Annotated in this window: 20 protein-coding genes; 9 read left to right on the top strand and 11 right to left on the bottom strand. The window is 40.0% G+C overall.

The window, feature by feature from the left end; genetic code table 11:
- Positions 1-74 precede the first annotated feature (74 nt).
- The gene (locus ACM0OY_RS20560) at positions 75-1,589 is read right to left on the bottom strand and encodes a relaxase/mobilization nuclease domain-containing protein (protein WP_414570703.1); all 1,515 of its coding nucleotides are present in this window, start codon (positions 1,587-1,589) and stop codon (positions 75-77) included.
- A gap of 42 nt (positions 1,590-1,631) precedes the next feature.
- The gene (locus tag ACM0OY_RS20555; protein WP_414570702.1) at positions 1,632-2,066 is read right to left on the bottom strand and encodes a plasmid mobilization protein; all 435 of its coding nucleotides are present in this window, start codon (positions 2,064-2,066) and stop codon (positions 1,632-1,634) included.
- Between the two features lie 826 nt (positions 2,067-2,892).
- Here ACM0OY_RS20555 and ACM0OY_RS20550 point away from each other — a divergent pair.
- Positions 2,893-3,471: a hypothetical protein gene (locus ACM0OY_RS20550; protein WP_414570701.1), complete on the top strand. Its 579-nt coding sequence runs from the start codon at positions 2,893-2,895 to the stop codon at positions 3,469-3,471.
- A gap of 240 nt (positions 3,472-3,711) precedes the next feature.
- On the opposite strand, the gene ACM0OY_RS20545 is transcribed toward ACM0OY_RS20550, so the two are convergent.
- The gene (locus tag ACM0OY_RS20545; protein WP_414570700.1) at positions 3,712-3,855 is read right to left on the bottom strand and encodes a hypothetical protein; all 144 of its coding nucleotides are present in this window, start codon (positions 3,853-3,855) and stop codon (positions 3,712-3,714) included.
- A 326-nt stretch (positions 3,856-4,181) separates the two neighbouring features.
- Here ACM0OY_RS20545 and ACM0OY_RS20540 point away from each other — a divergent pair, with 326 nt between their 5' ends.
- From ACM0OY_RS20540 to ACM0OY_RS20525, 4 genes are all read left to right on the top strand, one after another.
- Positions 4,182-4,409, top strand: a complete 228-nt coding sequence (locus ACM0OY_RS20540) for a hypothetical protein (protein WP_414570699.1) — start codon at positions 4,182-4,184, stop codon at positions 4,407-4,409.
- A 24-nt stretch (positions 4,410-4,433) separates the two neighbouring features.
- Positions 4,434-5,678, top strand: a complete 1,245-nt coding sequence (locus ACM0OY_RS20535) for a ParM/StbA family protein (RefSeq protein ID WP_414570698.1) — start codon at positions 4,434-4,436, stop codon at positions 5,676-5,678.
- 829 nt (positions 5,679-6,507) lie between these two features.
- A complete protein-coding gene (locus ACM0OY_RS20530; RefSeq protein WP_109013390.1) occupies positions 6,508-7,311 on the top strand; it encodes a ParA family protein in 804 nt (267 codons plus the stop codon).
- Positions 7,312-7,314: 3 nt separating this feature from the next.
- On the top strand, positions 7,315-8,466 hold the full coding sequence (locus ACM0OY_RS20525; protein ID WP_414570697.1) for a ParB/RepB/Spo0J family partition protein: 1,152 nt from the start codon (positions 7,315-7,317) through the stop codon (positions 8,464-8,466).
- 469 nt (positions 8,467-8,935) lie between these two features.
- Here ACM0OY_RS20525 and ACM0OY_RS20520 read toward each other — a convergent pair whose 3' ends face one another.
- Complete coding sequence (locus ACM0OY_RS20520; RefSeq protein WP_414570696.1) at positions 8,936-9,136, bottom strand: hypothetical protein; 201 nt, start codon at positions 9,134-9,136, stop codon at positions 8,936-8,938.
- 790 nt (positions 9,137-9,926) lie between these two features.
- Between ACM0OY_RS20520 and ACM0OY_RS20515 the strand changes: the two genes are divergently transcribed.
- Together ACM0OY_RS20515 and ACM0OY_RS20510 are read left to right on the top strand one after the other, a co-directional pair.
- A complete protein-coding gene (locus ACM0OY_RS20515; protein ID WP_414570695.1) occupies positions 9,927-10,865 on the top strand; it encodes a ParM/StbA family protein in 939 nt (312 codons plus the stop codon).
- Between the two features lie 35 nt (positions 10,866-10,900).
- On the top strand, positions 10,901-11,191 hold the full coding sequence (locus ACM0OY_RS20510; RefSeq protein ID WP_414570694.1) for a hypothetical protein: 291 nt from the start codon (positions 10,901-10,903) through the stop codon (positions 11,189-11,191).
- A gap of 229 nt (positions 11,192-11,420) precedes the next feature.
- Here the strand turns inward: ACM0OY_RS20510 and ACM0OY_RS20505 are convergent, their stop codons facing one another.
- Positions 11,421-11,840 (bottom strand): hypothetical protein, encoded by a 420-nt coding sequence (locus ACM0OY_RS20505; protein ID WP_029631539.1) that lies wholly within the window; start codon positions 11,838-11,840, stop codon positions 11,421-11,423.
- A gap of 73 nt (positions 11,841-11,913) precedes the next feature.
- Positions 11,914-12,297 carry a single-stranded DNA-binding protein gene (gene ssb, locus ACM0OY_RS20500; protein WP_414570693.1) on the bottom strand — a complete coding sequence of 128 codons (384 nt, stop codon included), beginning with the start codon at positions 12,295-12,297 and terminating at the stop codon, positions 11,914-11,916.
- A gap of 236 nt (positions 12,298-12,533) precedes the next feature.
- On the opposite strand from ssb, the gene ACM0OY_RS20495 reads away from it, so the two are divergent.
- On the top strand, positions 12,534-13,709 hold the full coding sequence (locus tag ACM0OY_RS20495) for a hypothetical protein (protein ID WP_414570692.1): 1,176 nt from the start codon (positions 12,534-12,536) through the stop codon (positions 13,707-13,709).
- Between the two features lie 41 nt (positions 13,710-13,750).
- On the top strand, positions 13,751-14,449 hold the full coding sequence (locus tag ACM0OY_RS20490) for a hypothetical protein (RefSeq protein ID WP_414570691.1): 699 nt from the start codon (positions 13,751-13,753) through the stop codon (positions 14,447-14,449).
- Here ACM0OY_RS20490 and ACM0OY_RS20485 read toward each other — a convergent pair whose 3' ends face one another.
- The 5 genes from ACM0OY_RS20485 to ACM0OY_RS20465 form a co-directional block, all read right to left on the bottom strand.
- On the bottom strand, positions 14,450-15,124 hold the full coding sequence (locus ACM0OY_RS20485; protein WP_414570690.1) for a hypothetical protein: 675 nt from the start codon (positions 15,122-15,124) through the stop codon (positions 14,450-14,452).
- Between the two features lie 78 nt (positions 15,125-15,202).
- Entirely contained in the window at positions 15,203-16,078 is an 876-nt protein-coding gene (locus tag ACM0OY_RS20480) for an AAA family ATPase (RefSeq protein WP_414570689.1), read from the bottom strand.
- The gene (gene holA, locus ACM0OY_RS20475; protein WP_414570688.1) at positions 16,075-17,034 is read right to left on the bottom strand and encodes a DNA polymerase III subunit delta; all 960 of its coding nucleotides are present in this window, start codon (positions 17,032-17,034) and stop codon (positions 16,075-16,077) included. The genes ACM0OY_RS20480 and holA overlap by 4 nt, the downstream gene beginning before the upstream one ends.
- Positions 17,035-17,172: 138 nt before the next feature.
- Positions 17,173-17,961 (bottom strand): hypothetical protein, encoded by a 789-nt coding sequence (locus tag ACM0OY_RS20470; protein ID WP_414570687.1) that lies wholly within the window; start codon positions 17,959-17,961, stop codon positions 17,173-17,175.
- Between the two features lie 279 nt (positions 17,962-18,240).
- Positions 18,241-20,007 (bottom strand): 3'-5' exonuclease, encoded by a 1,767-nt coding sequence (locus tag ACM0OY_RS20465; protein WP_414570738.1) that lies wholly within the window; start codon positions 20,005-20,007, stop codon positions 18,241-18,243.
- Positions 20,008-20,105 lie beyond the last annotated feature (98 nt).

The following is a 20,105-nucleotide window of genomic DNA, read 5'->3' as shown; positions in this document are numbered from 1 at the left end:
AATTCTCAACGGTTTTGTATTTACCCACAGTCAGAGAGGCACTGTGGATTAAGTTTTCTCTACCAACAGATTTACTATTGCTCAATACCTCTACCTCTTTGCGATCGCGATTTATTCATTAATGCTTGTTGGGTAAAGATACGCAAGCTTTCAATCTGCTCGATTTCGTTTGTTGTTAGTCGAGTTGGTATCTCTTCGTACCAGTTTCCCTGACTATAGCAGGTTTGCATCACAGGAGTATTATCCCCATGACGGTAAACAGTCAGAATACTGGTATCTAAACTGGCACTCAACTCCCGTCCCTTGATACGGGAATTATTGCTAACAAGCATATAGTCAGTGATTGTAGAAGGCAGATGTTTGAGGTTAGAAGGGAGAAGGTTAGGAAAAGGGGGAGTAGGGGAAGATTCCTCTTGCAGGATTTGTTGAGCAGTGGATAGACGGTTTTCTTCTGAAATATCCTGTTGTGGGTGCTGTTCCTTCAGATGCGGCTGTACTTTTTTCTTAACCTTATTTGCTTCCGACGTGGGTTTATCTTCTAATTTTGGTTGTATTATCGAAATTTGATCTGGATAATTACTATTTAGTACTTTTGTACTGTCAAGTATTTTGGAGTTACTATCGGTATCGCCATTACTATCACTTGTACTGCTGCTAGTAGGTTTATCAGCATACAAGTACTCATTATTGCTTGTGCTATTAGTATTTATGCGGTTAATTGCTCTGGCTTTAGCTTGTTGAATTATTTCCTTATCTTTCTCTTGGTCGTATGTTATTCCGTATTCAGACAGCAGTTTGTTCCAACTATAGGGTTTGTATACTTGATAACCAGCGATTTTCACATCATTATGGATGTAGGTAAAGCCTAGTAGTTCCTCTCCCCGCATCTTAGGCAATACCCCTATATTGTTTTCCTCCAAGCGTTGAATAAACGTAGAGACAGTGGGACTATCCTTAATGGCTTCTCCTATTGCTTGGCGAATAATTTCCTTACTTGTTGGGGTTTTGTGCTTACTATTGACTGCTCTAATACTTTTCGAGCGGTTGGGGCTAGTGAGTGCAGTTATGCCATACTCTTGCTGTAACTTAGAGGCGACGGCTTTATTCGTTGTCGGTGTCACCTCTAACCCTAGTTCTGCCGCGATGCGTCTAGTTGAGACTTGGGAGTTGAAATAATCATAGGAATCATTAACTAAGCTGCCATCTAACCGAATTCGGGAGGCAATTATGTGCAGGTGTTCGTGGTCGCGATCGTGGTGGCGTACTGTAACGAACTGACTCGTAGCTGCTACAGATGATTCTTCCTTGGGTAAGTATCCCATATCTTTGAGATATTCCCTTGCTACATAGCTGTATTGACTGTCTGATAAATGCTCATGATAGTTGTGGCGGTGTGCTATCGAGATAATGAGGTGGGCACACTGCCGTTTAACTGCTTTTTTGGTGTATTTGATGTTGAGAAACTGCTGGTTGAATTCATCTGGGTTTGTTCCCATCATATTAGTATCAACAATCCCAGCATCATCTTTCCCCAAGACATACTTGAGCGTGTCGAGAAAATTGGGTTTTTTATAGATGACGGGAATCAAATTGAGGGAGTTGAAAGTGGGGGATATAGAACCTGTAATGCCTTATTTATCTTGGCTTGAGGCTGATTTATCTGGAACGTCTAGGTTAAATGCAGCTGCGATGGTCTGATCTACGAGTGCGATCGCATTATTGACAGTATCCAAAATTTGCTGGTTGTTTGTTTCCTTTGCTAAGTGAGATAACATCATCAGTTCGCTTTTGAGGTTTCCAGCAGTAGCGCGGATAGTTATCAAGTCGGCAGACGGTTTTGCTGTTAGTACCCGCCTTAACCCACAGGAACGTAAATACTCAGATGCAGTTACCCCTGTGGCGATCGCTTTTTCCTCAATGGTAGTTTTCTCTTGCTCAAAGAGGTAGACCTTGATAGATTTAGTTCGCTTTATGGAGTTACTTACCATACCTTGTTTCACTGCGGGACTGAGTGGCATAGTTAGAGACTGCACTGAGGGAGTTGGGGATAACCGAAAATCTGACAACAGTGTATGGTCTCAATTGCGGACAATATCGCTGCTACTTTTGGTATAAACTATACTTGATTTAGATGCCGCCAGTGAGAGTACTGTAACTTGTGATAATACAAGGTAATATCTTATGGTTCGTCTTGTAACTGACACTGAAGCCGTAAACCTTGTTTTTAATGATGCAATTGTTGGGTTGTAGAGATTGTATGGTTATGTCGCCAGCGTGCGAACCGACAGGTCGGCGCTTCGCTATCGCGTAGTGGGTGCTATCTATTATCGTGAATTAAATTATACGTAATTACAATTATTTATAGGTATTATTTTTCAATCTGTTTATTTATCAAACAGTAGATATACTACAAAGGTAGCATTTTGTGATACACGATAAGACGATTGGTATTAAAGGCACTGTTAATTAATCTAGTTTATTGATAATAGCCTTAGTAATAAAATGACCCTACTAAACATACCTTGTCTTAGTTACAGGACTGTACGGTGACAGCAATAGTCTGTTGTGGAGTGCAAAGTAAATCAGATGCAGAGAGGATTGTGGGGTTATTCCCTAAGCTGATTAACCTTTGACGTAGTGCTGAAATAATTGGGTTAATTTGCCCTCAGAATACCTCAATTATGGGGATTGTCAGAGTTTATTTTTCAGTTAATTATTTATTTTGATTGACAAAAATCAAACCCAATTTCATTTAATTGGGGTAATTAGTGTGTCAATTGGGGTAGTTCGGAGTAAATACGGGGGTGAGTTCTCCCACCGTATGGTTAAAGTAAGAGTATTGACAAATAGCTTACTGAGAAGCTTGATTTGCACGTTAATAGAAGAGAAGCTATGGCAAGAGCGAGTAAGCCAGTTGATTCGGTTGAGTTGGCGCGTATCATGCGGAATAAAGATATGGAGGACGGTATAGTAATTAGCTATCTCCAGTCAAAGAAGCGAGGGCAAACTGAGTTAGTATGTGAGGCGCTGCGGGCGTATTACTTACCGTTTGCGCTATCTGCTGCGGGGGTATCTGGTGTTGAATTGCAGTCAGCCCTTCATGATGCGATCGCGCAACTTGAAGTTCAGATCATTAAGATGAAACGGACGTTTGGGATGGAGGGGTTGCCCCAGATAGTTCTTGTTAATCCTCATAGTGGAGTTTTCTCGCAGGGTGCAACTGGGTTACAACCAACAGTTGGAACTAATGGCGTGGAAATAACTCCTATTTCAGCTAATTCGGTTCCCCCTTCAGTTTCTTTTTTTGATTCCACTGGGCCAAGTCCTGTGTCGTTACCTGTTGAGACAGAACCAGTCGGATCAAATGTTGTGGGAGAAGATTCCGAAGATGATGGGTTCTTTAATGATGATGAGGATGACCCAATTGCTAAGGCAGAAATAGAAGTTGATGCAGGATTTCGTCTGGAGTGAGGGGATTATAAGGATATCGGTGGTTAGGTGTTGGAGAAAAGCATACTCTCTCTGCCTTTGCTTGTGATACTTGCGTAAGTCCTGCCCTTGTCCTGTTTGTCGTTGTGGGCAATATCTCCTGGAGTGCGATCGATCGCCTGGCGCTGTTGTTAGGAGGTGCTTTTCACCTCTCCATTGGGCGCATTTAGAAGGAGTTTTCGCTCAAGCACCTGCATTGCTCAAAGGTTCTATGAAACCGTTTCAGCCATATATTTGGTCAAAGCCTTCGGTCGAGTGCATCAACAATATTTGACCGAACTGGAAAGGCGATCGCATTCTATTTTTAGAGGTGCGATCGCCTGCAATAATCACTTCATATATTTCATCTGTAAAAGCTGCGATCAAAAATTTGACAGCAAAGCAAATGTGTAATTAACCCCATTTGACATACCTTGTTATCGTACAAGACTGCACAATTGCGATACTTTTTACTGGGGTAATTGCGGGGATGGTTGAGGTAATACGGGGTGTGATCATAACAATTGCATTGTTTGAACTACAGCTAAAAAGGTAATTTTATTTAATAATTCAACTTTTCGTTGATACAGAATTTGGGTGTGATTGGGGTAATTTAGTCATAATTTAGGAGGTGTTTTGAGCATTGTGTATTAAAGTGATCTTTAGTACTTTAATGTACTTAGAATTTACGGTTTTGATTTGGTATTAGTGCTATGGAGGTACTTCAGTTAGCCCTCTGGCAATTTGCTGTAGTTGTCGGCAGTTTGCAGTGGACTTTCTACTCAATGGAGTTGAGTATGAATGCTGTAGCGCCATCGAAGAACATCGCCATAATAGTTTTTTCTCTAGGCACTTTGTATGTAAAAAAGCTGTTAAACCCTGTAAAGAAAGTGTTTTACACCACAGTATTTATCCCATTTCGGTTAAATTGGGAACGATAGTAAAAGGTAATAAAAGATAAAGATATGCCCAAAACTAAGGAGAAAACAGACGTAAAAAAGGTAGTAATTACGATTGACATGGGTGCAAGTAAAACCAAGGCGATCGCTCAGGAGTATCCAGAGGGAAAGCCTGTTGTTTTACTTTTCGACTCAGAAGTAGCAGATATTGCTAAAGCTTCGATTGAGAGCGTTCAACAAGAAGGTAGTCCTGAATCTCGTACTTGGGTAGGAATAGGCGATGAGTATTGCGCCTTGGGAGAGCTTGCTCGTCGTCGGTTTGGGGGTATATCGCAGCTGAAGGAGCTAAAGTACGAACTAGCAGTCCCTAAAATTTGTGGTGCATTTTGGCTGGCTAAGGAAAAGCTGAATTTGGGTAATGATGTTGCAGCTTACTTGAGCATCCTGCTACCGCCCGGTGAAGTGCAAGACAAAGAACAGTTACAAGTTCGGTTGAAGGATGCGTTTCGAGGATTTGATACACCAGCAGGTAAGATGCGGGTAAAAATGCTTCGTTATGATGCAGCTTCTGAGGGTAGTGGGATATTTTTTCACCGTAGGCGATCGCTTGGCGATAATATGCCTGCTTCGATGTATGTGATGCTTGGTTATCGCAACGCAAGTATTTTCACCTTTCGCAGTGGTTCAATTGGTGCGGGAATAACCAGTAATTTTGGTATGTCTTGGCTGGTGAATAATTTTACTTCCAAGACATCAGGACTAAGCCCTGATAATCCCAATATTATCGAGGTGTTGGTAGAAGCTGGAGTTAGTTGTGACTCCCAGGTGATGCAGAAACTCTCACGCAAACGCAAAGGTGATGAAATTCAACTTGATGGCGAGTTGATGTCCAAGGCTTTATTGCTTGCTAGAGATGAATATTGGCGTGCGATCGTCAGATGGTTGCGCTCGAAGATGGATGATGATATTGAAGAACTGGTGTTTTGCGGAGGGACTGCGGATTACATTCGTCCAGAAATAGACGCTTACTTCCAGAAAGAGGGGATTAAGGTATCTTGGCACGGTAATATTTTCATACCTGATGAGATATCTTCCGGTATTGGTAATCGGATGGCGGATGTCTGGGCACTCTACCAATATATGATTACTCAGTTTGATGAGTTGACTGGTTATACTCGCTCTGAAGTTGTACTGCTAACTAAATCCGCTGAAGGTAGTACAGATAATCCAGATGAAGAAGTTAAACGTAAGTATAATTTTACGCCTTGTGAGCGACCTAGTACCTTTATTGCCGTGAACGAGAATGTTTGATTAGCTCAGAAAAAGTAGTGTAGTTACAAGGACTTCAACTACACTTCTGGAATGCTTTTTACGTAATTTCTCAATAACCACTGCATGAATGAGCCGATTACTCGTGGTTAGGTGAGAATAGCTAGTTCTAGGGGGATTGAAAATAATTCCTTGTTTGCAGCGCCCCTTTCTATAATGACATCAGGTAGATAGAGAATATTGTTATCCCGCTTCAATCGAGTACACTTTGAACAAAGACTGTTGTTCAGCGTAGAATCTTCATGGCAAGGTGGTTATATTATGTCAACAGAAGATTTTTCTTCTCAATAAGCTCAAAAAAGTCGCATTAATAGCTGCTGATTGACCAGGGCGAACGCACGGGATTTCTGAAACCCTTGCTGGATAAGGATCTTGGCGGAAAATAGGCTAAATTCAAAAACGCAGAAACCCTTGCTATTAAAGGATTATTATACTTTAGATGCGTTTGCCCTGACTGATTGACACAGCTTTAAAGGTTGAAATCACACTAGAATTATGCCGTTGATTTTTATACTCAATAACCAGCTTGCACAAAGGCAATAATGCTTTCCTACGGAACTATTAGATTGAGCAAGTGCTGAGTGAATATCTCTTGGACGGGGTATATTTCTTTTTGTGTACAATTCCACAATAGGCAATCTGTGTAGCTAGGTCGATATTACTTGCAGTCAACCTCTGTGTTGATAGCAATCCTTGTTAGAGAAATCAGAAAAATGATATAACATTATCTCAAAATTCTTCGCCCAAACTGATATAACGTTATCTCATGACTGGGAGTCGGAAATATAGTAATCAAGAAAGAGAAAAAATTATGCCTGCCAATTTGACCCTTTCTATTGAGACAAACGCTGGAGGAGTGGCGAAAAGTACTATTTCATACAATCTTGCGTATGAATTAGGTGTTCGTGGCTATTCAGTGGCACTATTAGACATCGATCCTAACGAATCATTGACATTATTTTGCGGATTAGGAGAATTTAAAACTCAGGGAACAATGGCTAATGTTTACCATCCAGACTTCAATGGGAACTGGCCTTTAGTTACAGCTTGGCAAGGTAAGATTGACAAAATTCAAGTTTGTAAAGGCGGAAAAGAATTACACGAAACAATTCGGGAAGTTTCAAAGGATCTGCGTGGAGCTTATACTCTTGCAGATCGGTTGAGTGATTATCCCTTATCTCACGATTTTGTAATTATCGATTGTCCTGCAACATTGGAGCCTTTACCACTGACAGCTCTTGCAGCTTCTAGCCACGTGTTAATTCCCATTCAACCTGAATACAAGGCTTCTCAAAGTGCTGCGGCGATGATTGAGTGGTACTATTTCAACTGCAAGCGGTTGAGATTGAAACCGACTCCGAAAATATTAGGTATAGTTCCTACTCGTTGGAAAAGTGATTGGGGAGCGCATAGAAGTATTGTTGAGGAACTTCCCCTAGTCTGTAAGAATTTGGGAATTCAGTATTTTAGCCCAATTCGAGAATCAGCTGATATTCTTAATGCTTCTGGTAGAGGGCTACCTCTGGGAATTTACAGACCAGGCAAAGAGGCAAGAGGAGATTTTCTGCCAATTGTTGATGCACTAGTTAACGAACTTAAGCTAATAAGAGGTTGATCGATGACAAAATTAAACAAACCGAGTGTACTTGGAATGTTTGCTTCTGCTGCTGATTCACAACAGATATTTGAGCTTGAAGAACGAGTAGAAGATTTACAGGCAGAGATTACAAGATTAAAAGATGAAGAAGCACAGGGAAAGCTTGCTGAAGAAGAACGTACACTCCTCAATCAAACTATTGAAGACCTACGAGAACATTTGAAAGCATCTGGGATTTTCAAAATTCACTATAGTGAAGTAAGACCCAATCCCAAACAAGCAAGGCAAACATTTACTTCGGATAGTATTCGGAGTATGGCTGTTTCCATTAGAGAGTCAGGGCAACAACAGCCGATTATTTTACTACCGGGAAATCTCATTTTTGATGGAGAACGGAGATGGAGATCCGTTGCAGAAGAGTTACAGCCAGAAATTGAAACGCTTGATGCAGTGATGCTTCAGAAAGTTCTTTCTGAAGAGGAATTACATGCACGCACGTTATTAACTAGTCTTCACCGAGAAGGCTTGAATGAGCTAGATTTAGCCGAAGGTTTGATTCAACAGGCTAAGTTAGCTTTGGAATTTGAACAGGAAGAAGTAGTTAAAGCACTTAGGAGAGCAATAGCTAGATTAAACGCAAAAAAACTTTTGCCCCAATTAACTGAATTGGTTATTTTAACTAGAAAAGAGCAGTCAGAAGGCATTAAAGAATTTAATTTAGACGAAATAGAACAAAGTATTCTTTTGTTATTACTACGTTTTCAACAAAATCCAGCATCAGTAGATGCAAATATCTTTCCTTGCTTACGGCTTTCAGAAGACTTAAAAATTGCGATTAGACAGTCAGGACTTGGTGCAAACCATGCCCGGTCACTCCAAAAACTAAATTCTAAAAATTTAAAAGTTGAGGAAACTAAAGCTCTTAAAATCCGACAAGATGCTACATCACAAGTTTTGCAAGAAAGGCTAACAGTCGCTCAAACTCGTTTTCTAGTTGCCCAAACTATTGCTGAACATGCTCCTGAAACAAAACCTAAACCAAGTCACCAAATCAGTTCTCTAATTCGAGATGTCTCAGCAACTAAGGTCGAAGATATCCAGCAAGAGCAACTGAGAGATTTATTGGCTGTATTAGAAGCTAAGGCAAAAGAGATTCGGAAAAAGTTGGACTAATGCTATCTCGTCCGACCTAGTTTACTGAACCTGAGATGTCCATGTAATCTATAAGTGCCTATCTAAACTACCCAAATGGCTTTCGCCTGAATCCCGCAGAGTCAAACCAGAATTATCAGCCGAACGGTTTCAGCATGTGAGATTTCTAGACTGCGACAAAGCAGTGAGCCAAATTCTATTTGAGTGCTGGTATTGCCAAGAGGGGATACTTTGTGAGTTTACGGGTGAGCCTGTAGTTGGAAAATATATATAATGGACGATCTTCAATCATCCAAGTTAAAGTTTAATGCCCCAACTCTGAGCAAACTGCTATTAGAGTGAGTACGGAAGAAGTGCTTTCTACAATAGCGATTCCTTCTCCTTGGACATAAATAATTTTCAAGAAACCAAATAATCTTTAATCCTGTCTTGCTCACGTCGTAAAGCTTTCATTCCTTGTCTATGAGCAGAGTGTACCTTGGAATGACTCCTATTCAATCAGATCCAGAAATTCCAGGTTACTCCAGCGACATTTTTTAGCTACCGCAACCACTAATCGGAGGTTGGCGATAATCATTTTTTGTTTAGCCAGTTGACCAAGCTTTTGAATTTGGGTTAACTGTGCTTCTGTTTCATTTACCTCGATAGCTAGTTCAGCCCTAGTTGGGGAATGCTCTAGTAGTCGTTGCACTTGAGAATCGTTTTGCTTATCAAGTTTTGCATTGACCTTACAAGTCTTGTGTAGACAATCTCTTACTCTGGCAATAGCCTCGGAAAGCTACAATTTATCGTAGATAAATTCCAACTGTATCAGAGCTAGGGCTAGACATCTTGCGGGAAGCTAATTTACAGCTATTTTCAGGTAAATGAACCACGGCTTTTTTTATCACGCAGAGGCGCAGAGTCGCAGAGAGAAAGATTAGTGTGGTCTAAATACATGAAAACTGCTGTAATAACAAAGACATTGACAGGAGAGTATAAATCAAACAGTCAACCATTTTAGAGGGTGTAGGGAACCAACGTTTTGAAACGCGGGATTGAAGCAAGGACGCTTTGTATTTCGCGCTATGCGTCTCGAAATAAATATTTTTTTAAGTGGGCTTTAGACCACAACTAAAGTTTTCTATTCCTTCTTCTCTATTTTTTTGTAAGTTAATTTCTACTACGTTCATAGAAAAGATTTCAAAAATTCTGATGGGGGCTATGTGGGGGCTATATGTACCCCAAGAATAGGCTAGAACTTTTAGGAAAATTTGACACCTATATGGGGGCTAAATAGGCGCTAAGTGGGGTACAAAATGTCATTTAAGCAAATGTACCCCACTTAGCCCCCAAGAGGTTATGATAAGCTCTTGAGGTTAGAGAAGGAAGGGGCAGAGTTCTGGGGAAAGACTCATAGCAAGTTATTCTTCTCTCCCCTGCTCCCCTAGATAATCTGAACAGATAACTTTCAAAAATCAAAACGTATTGACTTGATCCCTATGTCAAATATTCACGCCTTGCAAAAAAATTTTCCTGCTGGTTTTGATAACGGTTATGGAAGCCTAAAACTTTTAGTCGATGGTTTTGAAGTAGTTCGTGTACCAAGCTATATAACCAATGCCGACATGGAAGATGTACCCGGACGAGTAGTTTTTAACGGTACTGCTTACACTGTCGGGGAATCAGCTTTCCGTACAGGAAATTATTTTGACCGGAACACGGATAACAATGAAAACAAAGTCAATAATGCATTGCTGACATTATTCGGTGCATTGGCACATCTGCCACACCGTAAGGCTTGGCACTTAAAATTAGTGGTCAGCTTACATGATGTTGGTCTGGCTGACGAATTGCAAAAAGTACTCAGTGGAGAATATCAGCCAATACTTGCTGGCAAACAATCAGAGGTGAAAGTAGAAGTGCTGAAAATAGTACTAGAGGGGATGGGTGCATTATTTGGGCATCAACTACCGAAAAAATTAACCATTTTAGATTTTGGCAATGGCACGACTCTGTATTCTCGTTACAACCAGGGAAAACGAGAAGTTCACACCGCCTACCCTATTGGTGTAGAAGTTCTCATTGATGATATTTCCCAAAAAATGAAACATCTAAATGGGGGAAAAATCGGGGATGCATCCAAGATTCGATTTTGTCTGGAAATGGGACATACCAAGTACAGCCGTGACATCGATATCAAAGATATATACAGCACTTGTTTGAAAGATTGGTATGAAAAATACTTAAAAAAAGTGGTGAATCTGACACTTGATGCCAAGCACCAAGGGGATGAAATCTGGGCGATAGGTGGAGGCTGCCTCTTACCTGGATTCAAGAAACTATTAGAGAAAAACGGGTTCAAAATACTGGACAACCCGGTAGAAGCTAACGTCTTTGGGCTTCTAGAAATGGCAAAAACCATTACGAGCAAGAATTAACCAAACACATCTGGAAAGTGAAGTTATAACAAACAATGACAAATAAACAAGACTTAGCTCCGGTAAAAATTCGGCTCAAAGAAAACTACCGAGAACGCATATTTGCAGAATCCCAACAACTAGGTAAAAGTTATCTGGAGACGCTTTATTTTATTATTGATTGCTATTTTGTTTTCATAAAGGCTGGATTAGCCACACAACAAGTAGCTTTCACGCCGCTTACTACTAACGAAAACAGACTCCAGCAGCCAATTCTCCAGCCATCTACAGACCAAAAACTAGAAGAGCCTGATGGCGAAACATTCAGTCTTGATTTTGAATTATAACCGTCAGATGAAGTTGGCAACGGTAATTCCCAACTCGTGGGGTAATTATGTTAAAAAAGTTTTAAATTTAGCTTTTGTGTAAGTATTTCAGTAATTATGTACTATATAAGATGAGTTGATGTCAGCGATTCTACCAAATAGTAGATTTTTATTCTGGATTTCTATAAAAAAATAATGCCAGTACTAACAAGTAAGTCTGTATGTACTAGCATTATTCAGTTAAGTGGATCTAGAACGGAGGTTCTTGGTCTAAATCTTCATCTGTCGAAGTAACGTTATCTTCGAGTAGTTCTTTGGCAAAATCGGGAGTTTCTGGCGAGTGAGGGGTTTTACTAACCTGGGTGAGTTCGTTGATGGGTTGTGCTGACATAAAGTTTCTGATTACGAATGTGGCAATCTTTTCTTTGTAATCACCTCTGTTATCAACTAGCAAATCGAGATATCCTTCTGCTGTACCGTGTACACCTTCCCCTTGTTCGTTAATAACGACGGCGGGTGCGCCCTTGGAACGGAATGGCATCTCGTCAGCAACTACTCCCTCCTTGGAACGGTAGTAGAATTCGGCGATCCCAAAGGCAATCAAGGAACCTTCTTTGTCGTGGGTAGTGTTCACTGACTTAAGATTGATAGTTGCAGTATTATGAATCATGTTCGTTTTGTTTGTAGATTGATTAGATGATTTATCGCCTACGATTTATACTGCATAGGCGATTTGTAATTTCCTAGAAATTTGCGTTAGCTACAGTCTGTGTTTCGTTTGGTGCAGAAGTGGATGTAGATTCTTCCTTACGGGGTGAACCTAACAATTCAAGAGCGTTGATTGTAATTACGGGTTTTTGCCGCATAGTGCCAGAATTTTTATCTGCCCAACGATCAAATCCAAACTCGCCAGTAATTGCAATTTGGGTTCCTTTACGAACGTAATTTCCAATCACTTCTGCTTGATTTCCCCAGGCGACTAAATCAAACCAAAGGGCTTGTTCACTTCTGTAGGGTGGTCTGACTGCAATAGATATTGAAGCCTTAACTGCGCCAGACTCGAAATATTTGAGTTCCGGTTCTTGTCCGCATCTGCCAACCAGAATGATTTTGTTGATATAGTTCATAACGCGAGGATTTATATATTTCTCTTATTGCTGCGTCAGCATTAGTTCTTTTAGGATTTATTATTTTGACGAGTTGTTTTATTTAAACCACATTCTTTTTTATTCATACTTATGAGTTATTTTTTGTCTTGTTTATCGTAAAATTGTGGTTTTTACTAAGGAACGATAAGTTCCCCTGTGCTATGGTGGTATCGCAATTAATGTGGTCTGTATCTAAAAATTACAAGTAATGACTTATGCCTGAATATCTTCTCCTAAAGCGAGTAAGTATTTGTAAGCTAATGCTTTTGGCTTTGATATGGATACAGTCCGATGAGGATAGCCAAAACCAGCTGACTTCTGACTACTCATCTTCTTTGCGGGTAGAAAATCTTACTTGGTTAGGAGAAACATCTGTTGGAGAAGATGTAGAGCATTTTTGTGATGTTTCCAATACAACTAGGATAGGCGTTTGGGGAGAAATCCTAGAACTAAAGTTAGTAGATTTAATTGCTGATTTACCGACTTGTTTGCACGATGCGTCATGGTTTGCCCTACTGGCAATTACTATGACGCTAGTGGATAAGGAACTAGACCGAGTATGCGTACATTCACAAGATGAGTATTTTGCCCGGACTATCGCGCTTGAAAGTTTAGCAGATTTGGGTGATTCTTACTTAGCCAAAGGTCATCCTTATTTAGATTTTCCTCTATCATTAGAAGACGCTAAATCATTACTACCAGTTAATAGAAAGCAAGAGCTAGAAATCGAGTTAGATAAATTTATTATTAATACTTACGAAGACGATTTTGATGATGAATCTCCAGACATTAATGAGTTTTCATCCATCTATTTACAAGAGATTTTAAAAGAGTTTTTTACTGAATCTGATTGGCAGGGTGATATCAATCAAGAGGCTGTTGCCCAACTGCAAGAGAAGTACGGTTTGCAGTATTCAGAAGGTGCATTTTCTCCTCAAACTGAAGGACACGAACGTTGGGGGAAAACACTTGTTTTTCTCAAACAGTTTATAGGTCTAGATTCCAGTTTTATCGAAAGCCAGAGTGACTTATTCCTTGATGAATCTCAGGCGGCTGATTTACCTGATTACTTCTGTATCAAGTCTCATTTAGAACGTTGGCAAGACCGAACAGTTGTTTTATCACGGTTGGTTCATACTTTGGTTTATTTCATGCTGGTAGGACAAAATTATCATCCCAGTCATTTGCAAGATTTGATGGCTATTCCAGCTTCTTCGCGGGCCATAGCCAGCTTACAAGCTTGTTTGGGTGTAGCTGCTTACAGAAGTGGTTATTACATGGCTGCTTCAAATATTCCGGAATCAGAAGTTGGGCGCAACTGGCTTTTAGAAAAAGCTTTCCCTAGTCTGCGTGATTTTTATCAAACAGGTCGGTTAAATGGGAAGCAATAATTAATATTTTATTGTTGGTTTACAAATACAAATTTATATTTATGAATAAATACTTATTTATAGGATTGTTACTCTTACTCGTTGGATGTTCATCTCCAGAAAAAGAAGATAAAGTCTCGGCTATAGAATCAAATTCTTCACCTACCTCATCATTATCCTCAGCTAATGTTAATAATGCTACGCCATCACTAAATCCAGAAGCGTTGCCTGATTTATCAAATAAAGAGAAGCTTGGAGAAGTTAGTGCGGAAAACGATTTAATTGATTTGTTCTATTTTGATGGTAATGGCGTGAAAGTGAGTTTGACTGTAGCAGCTGATAAAGCTTGTTTTGTCTACGTGCGCCGCAGTACTCCAGACCGAGTTGGCGAGGTTGAAATTGAGTCACTACGACGCGAGAAGTTAGGTCTATGGCGTTCGTATAACACTCAGCGACTTCTTACCCAACCTGCTGGCAATAAACTAAAGGTTTATTCATCAAGTGAGGAACTTTCTTCTACTTATGAAAATCCTGCTGTATCACAAGAAACCCTTGTGGCAGTGAAGGAATTGAAAGAGCGTGAAAAATCGTTTAAATTACTTTTACGTCAGGACTTGAGGGCGAGTGATTCAGCAAGACGAATTTATGTCAATCAGTGTCAGAAATTAGGCAATTTTTACTATAAAGAAGAACTACCTCCTCTCACAGAGAAGGAGAGGAAGGACTTTGAAAAGAGTGTTGAAAAAAGTACTGAAAATTAGTTATGAGAACAGTGATAATTGCTCCATCTGAATATTACTTTCAGTTGTAGTTGCTTTAACAGGGTGTTTGTTCTTATTTGACGACCTTTTACCCCACCCTTCTTTCGCCGCGTGTTTGACTATGCGGGAACGGATATCAGCAGCTAGGGTTTCATAATCAGAGCGGATTTTTTCATAACGAACCGGGGTTGTACCAATTTTCTCCCACAGTTTATTGTATTTGAAATTCTCAAAAGGTCTGTGCCTTACGAGGGCATCATAACTTGCCCAGAGGTAAACATCCGTCCATTCAGATGAAAGCGGCACTTCAAAAGCAATTGGCATCATAAGTGCAACAACTTCGCTGCTAGAGGCGAGTTTACCTACTTCTCCCTTGTCTATCTCTTCTAGCGCTGCATCTAATCTATCGACTGCGATCGCTTTTCCTACCCAGGATGGAATTGACTGTTGCCAGCCGTTTTGCTGAGTTACAATTGGCCCGACGATGTATTGAACAATTTCATGACTTGCTCCTGCTAAATCAAGTAGACTGGCTGTTACAGTTTTGTTAATTCCTTGGCTGGTTAGTAGCTGAAGTATCTTTCTAGTGCTAGGAGTAATAATTTCGCTAGCTTTTTGGCTTTTGCTGTTACGGATGGTTTCTTCGACATCGAATAAGCTTTGCTGCTGGTTCATATTCTTTATGTGTAAATAAATACTGCCAGCTAGAAATACTTCTAACTGGCAGTGCTTTTTGATAATGGGTGTGTTTTGCTATGGCAGAAGTAGGTTATCCCAAACGCTTCTAGGAGTAACGTGATGCAACAATTGCTTCCTTGCTTGGGTGAATTTAGCTAGCAATTGAGTGCTTTTTAATTTCTGCCACCAGTCGTGTTGCAGGTAGGTAAGCAGCCATAATTGTGTCTCGTGATTCCAGCTTGAGATGGAGTTACTCAAACTGAGTGCGTTGAGGATATCGTCAGGAGGGACTTCCAGTTGACTTGTGATTTCTGTTGAGATGGAAGCTAACATTGTGATGTTGGCGATCGCTTGACCAGGACTGCCTGAACTGATAGCTAGTATTTTTTCTGTTACCTCGATTTGTTGGTCTTTCAGAACAGAAATAACCTCCTCATCGGTTAACCTTTGGAAAGGTATGATTTGACACCTACTCTTGATAGTGGGTAATAGCTTTTGAGGATAGGACGAGATCAAGATAAATGTTCCAGTTTTCGGTTCTTCCAGCGTCTTAAGAAGTTTGTTGGCGGCGGTAGGGTTTAGCATATCTGCTTCGTGGATAATGACCACCTTTTGCTTGGCCTTGACTGCACTAGTTGATAGAAATTCAATTACCTCGCGCACCTGTTCTACTCGAATAGCAGGTATACCTTTCTGCTGGGAGGTGTTTTCGGGATGGGTTGGTTTGATTTGTAAGATGTCTAGATGGTTATTTTCTCCTGCGTTTGCGGAGCGACTCCCTCTTGGGAGTATCGCATTTGCGATCGCCAGAGCAGTTTTTCCTTTCCCCACTCCCTCAACTTGACTGCTAAATAGGTATGCAGGAGCAATTTTATTCTGTTCGATTGCTTCAGTCAGGAGAAGTTTGGCAGTATGCTGTCCGGTGATTTCTGTAAATGGGTTGTTTTTCATATCGTAGAAATTTCAGCAATTCGACTGGTTAGGTTGTCAACTCCGCTTTTGAGTTCGGCTTCGAGTTGTACAAGTAAAGTAAGACTGTTTTTAAGCTTTTGAACGCCTACAAACTTGACTTCCTCTTTGAGGTAATACAATCTTTTGGGGTTTTTCAGTTCGGCTATTTCTGCAATCTTAGTATCAGATAATTTAGTTTCTACCCCAGCTTTGGTTATTAACCAAGTGCGGAAAACAGAGGTAAGTGTTGCTACTATTTTGAGCGGCTGTTCATTATTATCTAGTAGTTTAGATACCTGCACTATTGCTAAACTTGGATGGTTTCTTAACATAGCAATAGTAAGCTTTAGGTAGTCAGTATTATGATTACAAACGATCTGTTTTACTTCCTCAACAGAGATTACTTTTCCGCTTGCATAAACAGCAAGTTTAGCGAATTCGCTATCGGCTCGTGCAGTATTATTGCCAATTGCTTCAGCTAGGTAATCTGTAACATTTGGCGTGAGTTTAACTTGATGGATGGCTGCATAATTTCCTATCAAGTTAACTATCCCCTTTTTATCCCAACTAGAGACGAGGGGAAACTCTTCTTGTTGGGCATATTTTAGGATCGTTTTTACTACCGTCCTGCGCGAATCTGGCTTTTTATTACCAGTAATTAGAAGAATGTTGCTTGACGGTATTCGGGAAAGTTGATTTTCAAGTTCTTGGTTATTATCTTCATTTGATAAACTTCCCATTAGAGAGTCGCTGTCTGTATGAATAATTTTGTTACCCTCTCCAAAGGGCAAAGTCATAACCTCAGTAAAGACTTTTGCAGCAATATTTCTCTCATTTCCAAATAGCTTGACGTAATTAAAAGCTTTCCATTCCGCATGAACATTTTGATTCACTAAATAATCAATTTTTTGATTTAGTGAGTAGCTATCTTCGCCGTAGTATAGATATACAGTCATGATAGATTAGATAAACATTTATTTATCAGGCGTTAGTCGTAAGCAGTGGTTTAAAAAAATAAGAGTTAGTATTAACTCTTTCCATATACTTAGTATTTGTTATATAGCCGCTAGCAAAATATAGCGATCAACAAATACTTACACTTCATTTTGTACTGGCTGTACTGACTTCTGATTTGAGAGTTTCTCAACAGAGTTTTCTACTGGTTGAGTACCCAAATATTTCCGCCAAGAATCCAATTGTTGAAGATACTCTATAACTCCACTAGAACCAGTTACCTCATATAGTGCAATAGCTGTTTCCCACTCCTTTAAGCTGGCTTTTTTCTTAGAAAGAATTTTGACTATAGCTCCTGGAAGTTTGGTCTCTTTACCAGTATCTAGATTTAGGTGCGATCCGCTTTCTAGTAATAGTTCTTGTTCGGATAAAGGAACACCACCATCTTCGATATTCATAGTATGAAGTTGGGCACTAATTCCTGATAGAGGAAGAGTATGCTGAATTAATTTTTTAACTTTCTTGGTTTTAGTATTCCTCCTTTTTGGTTTAACGATAACTGGGTTGTTTGGTTCTGTAACTTCGTAACACTGAGGAAGTTCTAGAGAAAGTTGACCTGTTAAGTGCCATGATGCATTTCGTTTTTCTGGCGGGGTGATCCGGTACGAGAACTCGGCTGTTTTTCTCGCATCGCCAAATTTCCTTAGTTTGACCCGCATCTTGTAGCTAATAATTCCTTGAATGTAGGTTTTTGGGTTTAATATTATTCGGTTTGTATTTTCCCACCACTCAATTTCAACTACGCGATCGCCATCTAATTCATAGATATTTCTAACTCTGGCATTAGGATGAGATACAAGGAATGAGTTCACCCAAGCCCTTTGTTTTTTATTAAGCCTGGGCTTGCGATATGAGGATTTATTTTTCATTAGTTACTTTTCCAATTTAAGAATAATATCTCCACCAATCCCTCAATCAATCAATTAAATAAATTAACCAGTGAGCTTTTGACTGATACTGGGTTTGGTAATCTGATTTTTTACGGCATATTTTCGGTTTATGTGAACGCATCAAAATCACTTTTTACAAAGCCTGATTTACTTGCAAATATTTTTTTATAATTTACAAACTGTTGAGAATTCATGAATTGAAAAAAGACTTGATATTTATTAATTTAAGCGCTTTGATTAAATATCAAGTTTATTCATCTAGAAAAGAGATAACTGACGTTTATTACCTTCTAGTATTTCAGGAGCGGCTATTTTGAGGATTTCTTCTCGCCTTTTTTCGATAATGTCAAGATAGTATTGACGTGAATAGCTCTCATTAGTGCTGGTATTAGTAATACCTCTAATTCCGTAATAGTAAATTACTACATCACCAGGTTTTCCTAATTTAAGAAGTTCTTTTTCACCAATACGAATTTTGCGAGTAATGCAGAGTTTTTCTCTCGGGTATTTTCCTGATAAAATCTGCGATTTTACTTCTCTGAAATATTCCTCTGCCGTGGATTGGTTTTGGATTAAGTAGGTTAGATATTCAACAGGGAATTCTTTCTCTAGTTTTGAGCGAGAACGGCTTCTCCAACTACCTTTGCGGATAATCCAGTTATCTTTTAGCCATAACAGATAGTTCTTAGTTCCCCTTTGCGGAATAAACATTGCATTGGCAATAAACTCTAATTTGACGGTTATCTCTTTGGGTAATTGAGACTGAAGTGTGGCATATACTTTTTCTGGGTTAGGGTGAGTAAAGAACACGCCGTCAGTATCAACTTCTACAGGGGTTGCACCAGCATTATTGATTACCTCAATCATGAATTGTAGGATGCGCCGACCGTAAGCTGTTACTAAGGCGGCTGCTTCCATATCGTTGAAGGCGAGTTCCGATGTTCCGAAGAACCCAAACTGAGAATTAGCTAAAACTTTGGTGGATTCTCTTTTTTCCTTGGCAACAATGTCTCCAGTGCTGGCAACTTGTTCCAACCTTGATTTCTCATTTACCAAATATTGCAAGATGCTCAAGCCGATTCGCTTTGTATCCTTACGAGAGACAATCCCTTTCGACAATATGGTTTTGGGGTACATAGAACTGATATCGATGTATCCAACCTTTTTATATAGTCCTGGAATAGAGTAGGCTATCCCGCCTTGAAATTTATACTTACGGTCGGGTTTGGGTTTGTATCCTGGGTAGTGATGCGAGAATATTTGCTTCCACTTGGTGCCGTTACCAGCGAGGGCTAACTGCTGGAGGTTCATCCCCGGTACAACCAGTGCTTCATAGTGGTATGAGGGTACAAGTCTGTTAGCTATGAGTTGCGTATCTTCCAAGTCGTAAATAAGGTAATCCTTGATTTTCTGCCATCCCCTACTACCAGAACCGGCTTTCCAGCAGGCGAGAATTTCTTCATAGGGGAGAACCAGTCGCGCTTGCTTACGCAATCCCATTTCCAGTACCACCTGTTTAAGCGATCGCCCGTTAGTAAGTTCCTTGGCGACAAAATCCCACCTGAGAACGCAGATAAAGATATCTACGTGCAGGCAGTTGCGGATGAATACCTCCCGAATTTCCAGTGGTTCGCCGCGTACTTGGGCAGTTCGGATAGTGCGCTTCTTAGATGCAATTCCAAATGGATGAGAAATGCCATGTAACTCGCAGCGGGTGATGAGAAACGGTAGGTCAAATTCTGTTCCATTGTAGGTGTAAATTACTTCTGGTTTGCTTGCTTCTAGGTGTTTGAAAAACTCCAGGAGGATTTTGCTTTCGGCTTGATACATAAAGATGGCAATCTCCCCTATCTCCCTCATACAGCCAATTGCATAGATACGATTTTCTCTTGGGTTTATCCCTGCCGTCTCAATATCGACTACCAGAGTTTTGAGCGCACCGTAGGTCGGAATATTTACTGTGGGATGCCACTCAGGTATTGGGGTAGTATCTGACCAGAATATGTCGAGTCTTTCCTCATCAATGATAATCTTATTACCAGATTTGGTAATAAAATCTCGGTGGTTATAACTGGAGTTTAGACTAAAAGCGATATGAGAGAACGCAAATCAAAAGGAACTTA

Origin of the sequence: Nostoc sp. CCY 9925 (genome assembly GCF_963920935.1) — a bacterium.
Lineage (GTDB): Bacteria > Cyanobacteriota > Cyanobacteriia > Cyanobacteriales > Nostocaceae > Nostoc.
The sequence above is the reverse complement of the archived record's forward strand: the minus strand, read 5'-3'. Positions and strand labels throughout refer to the sequence as shown.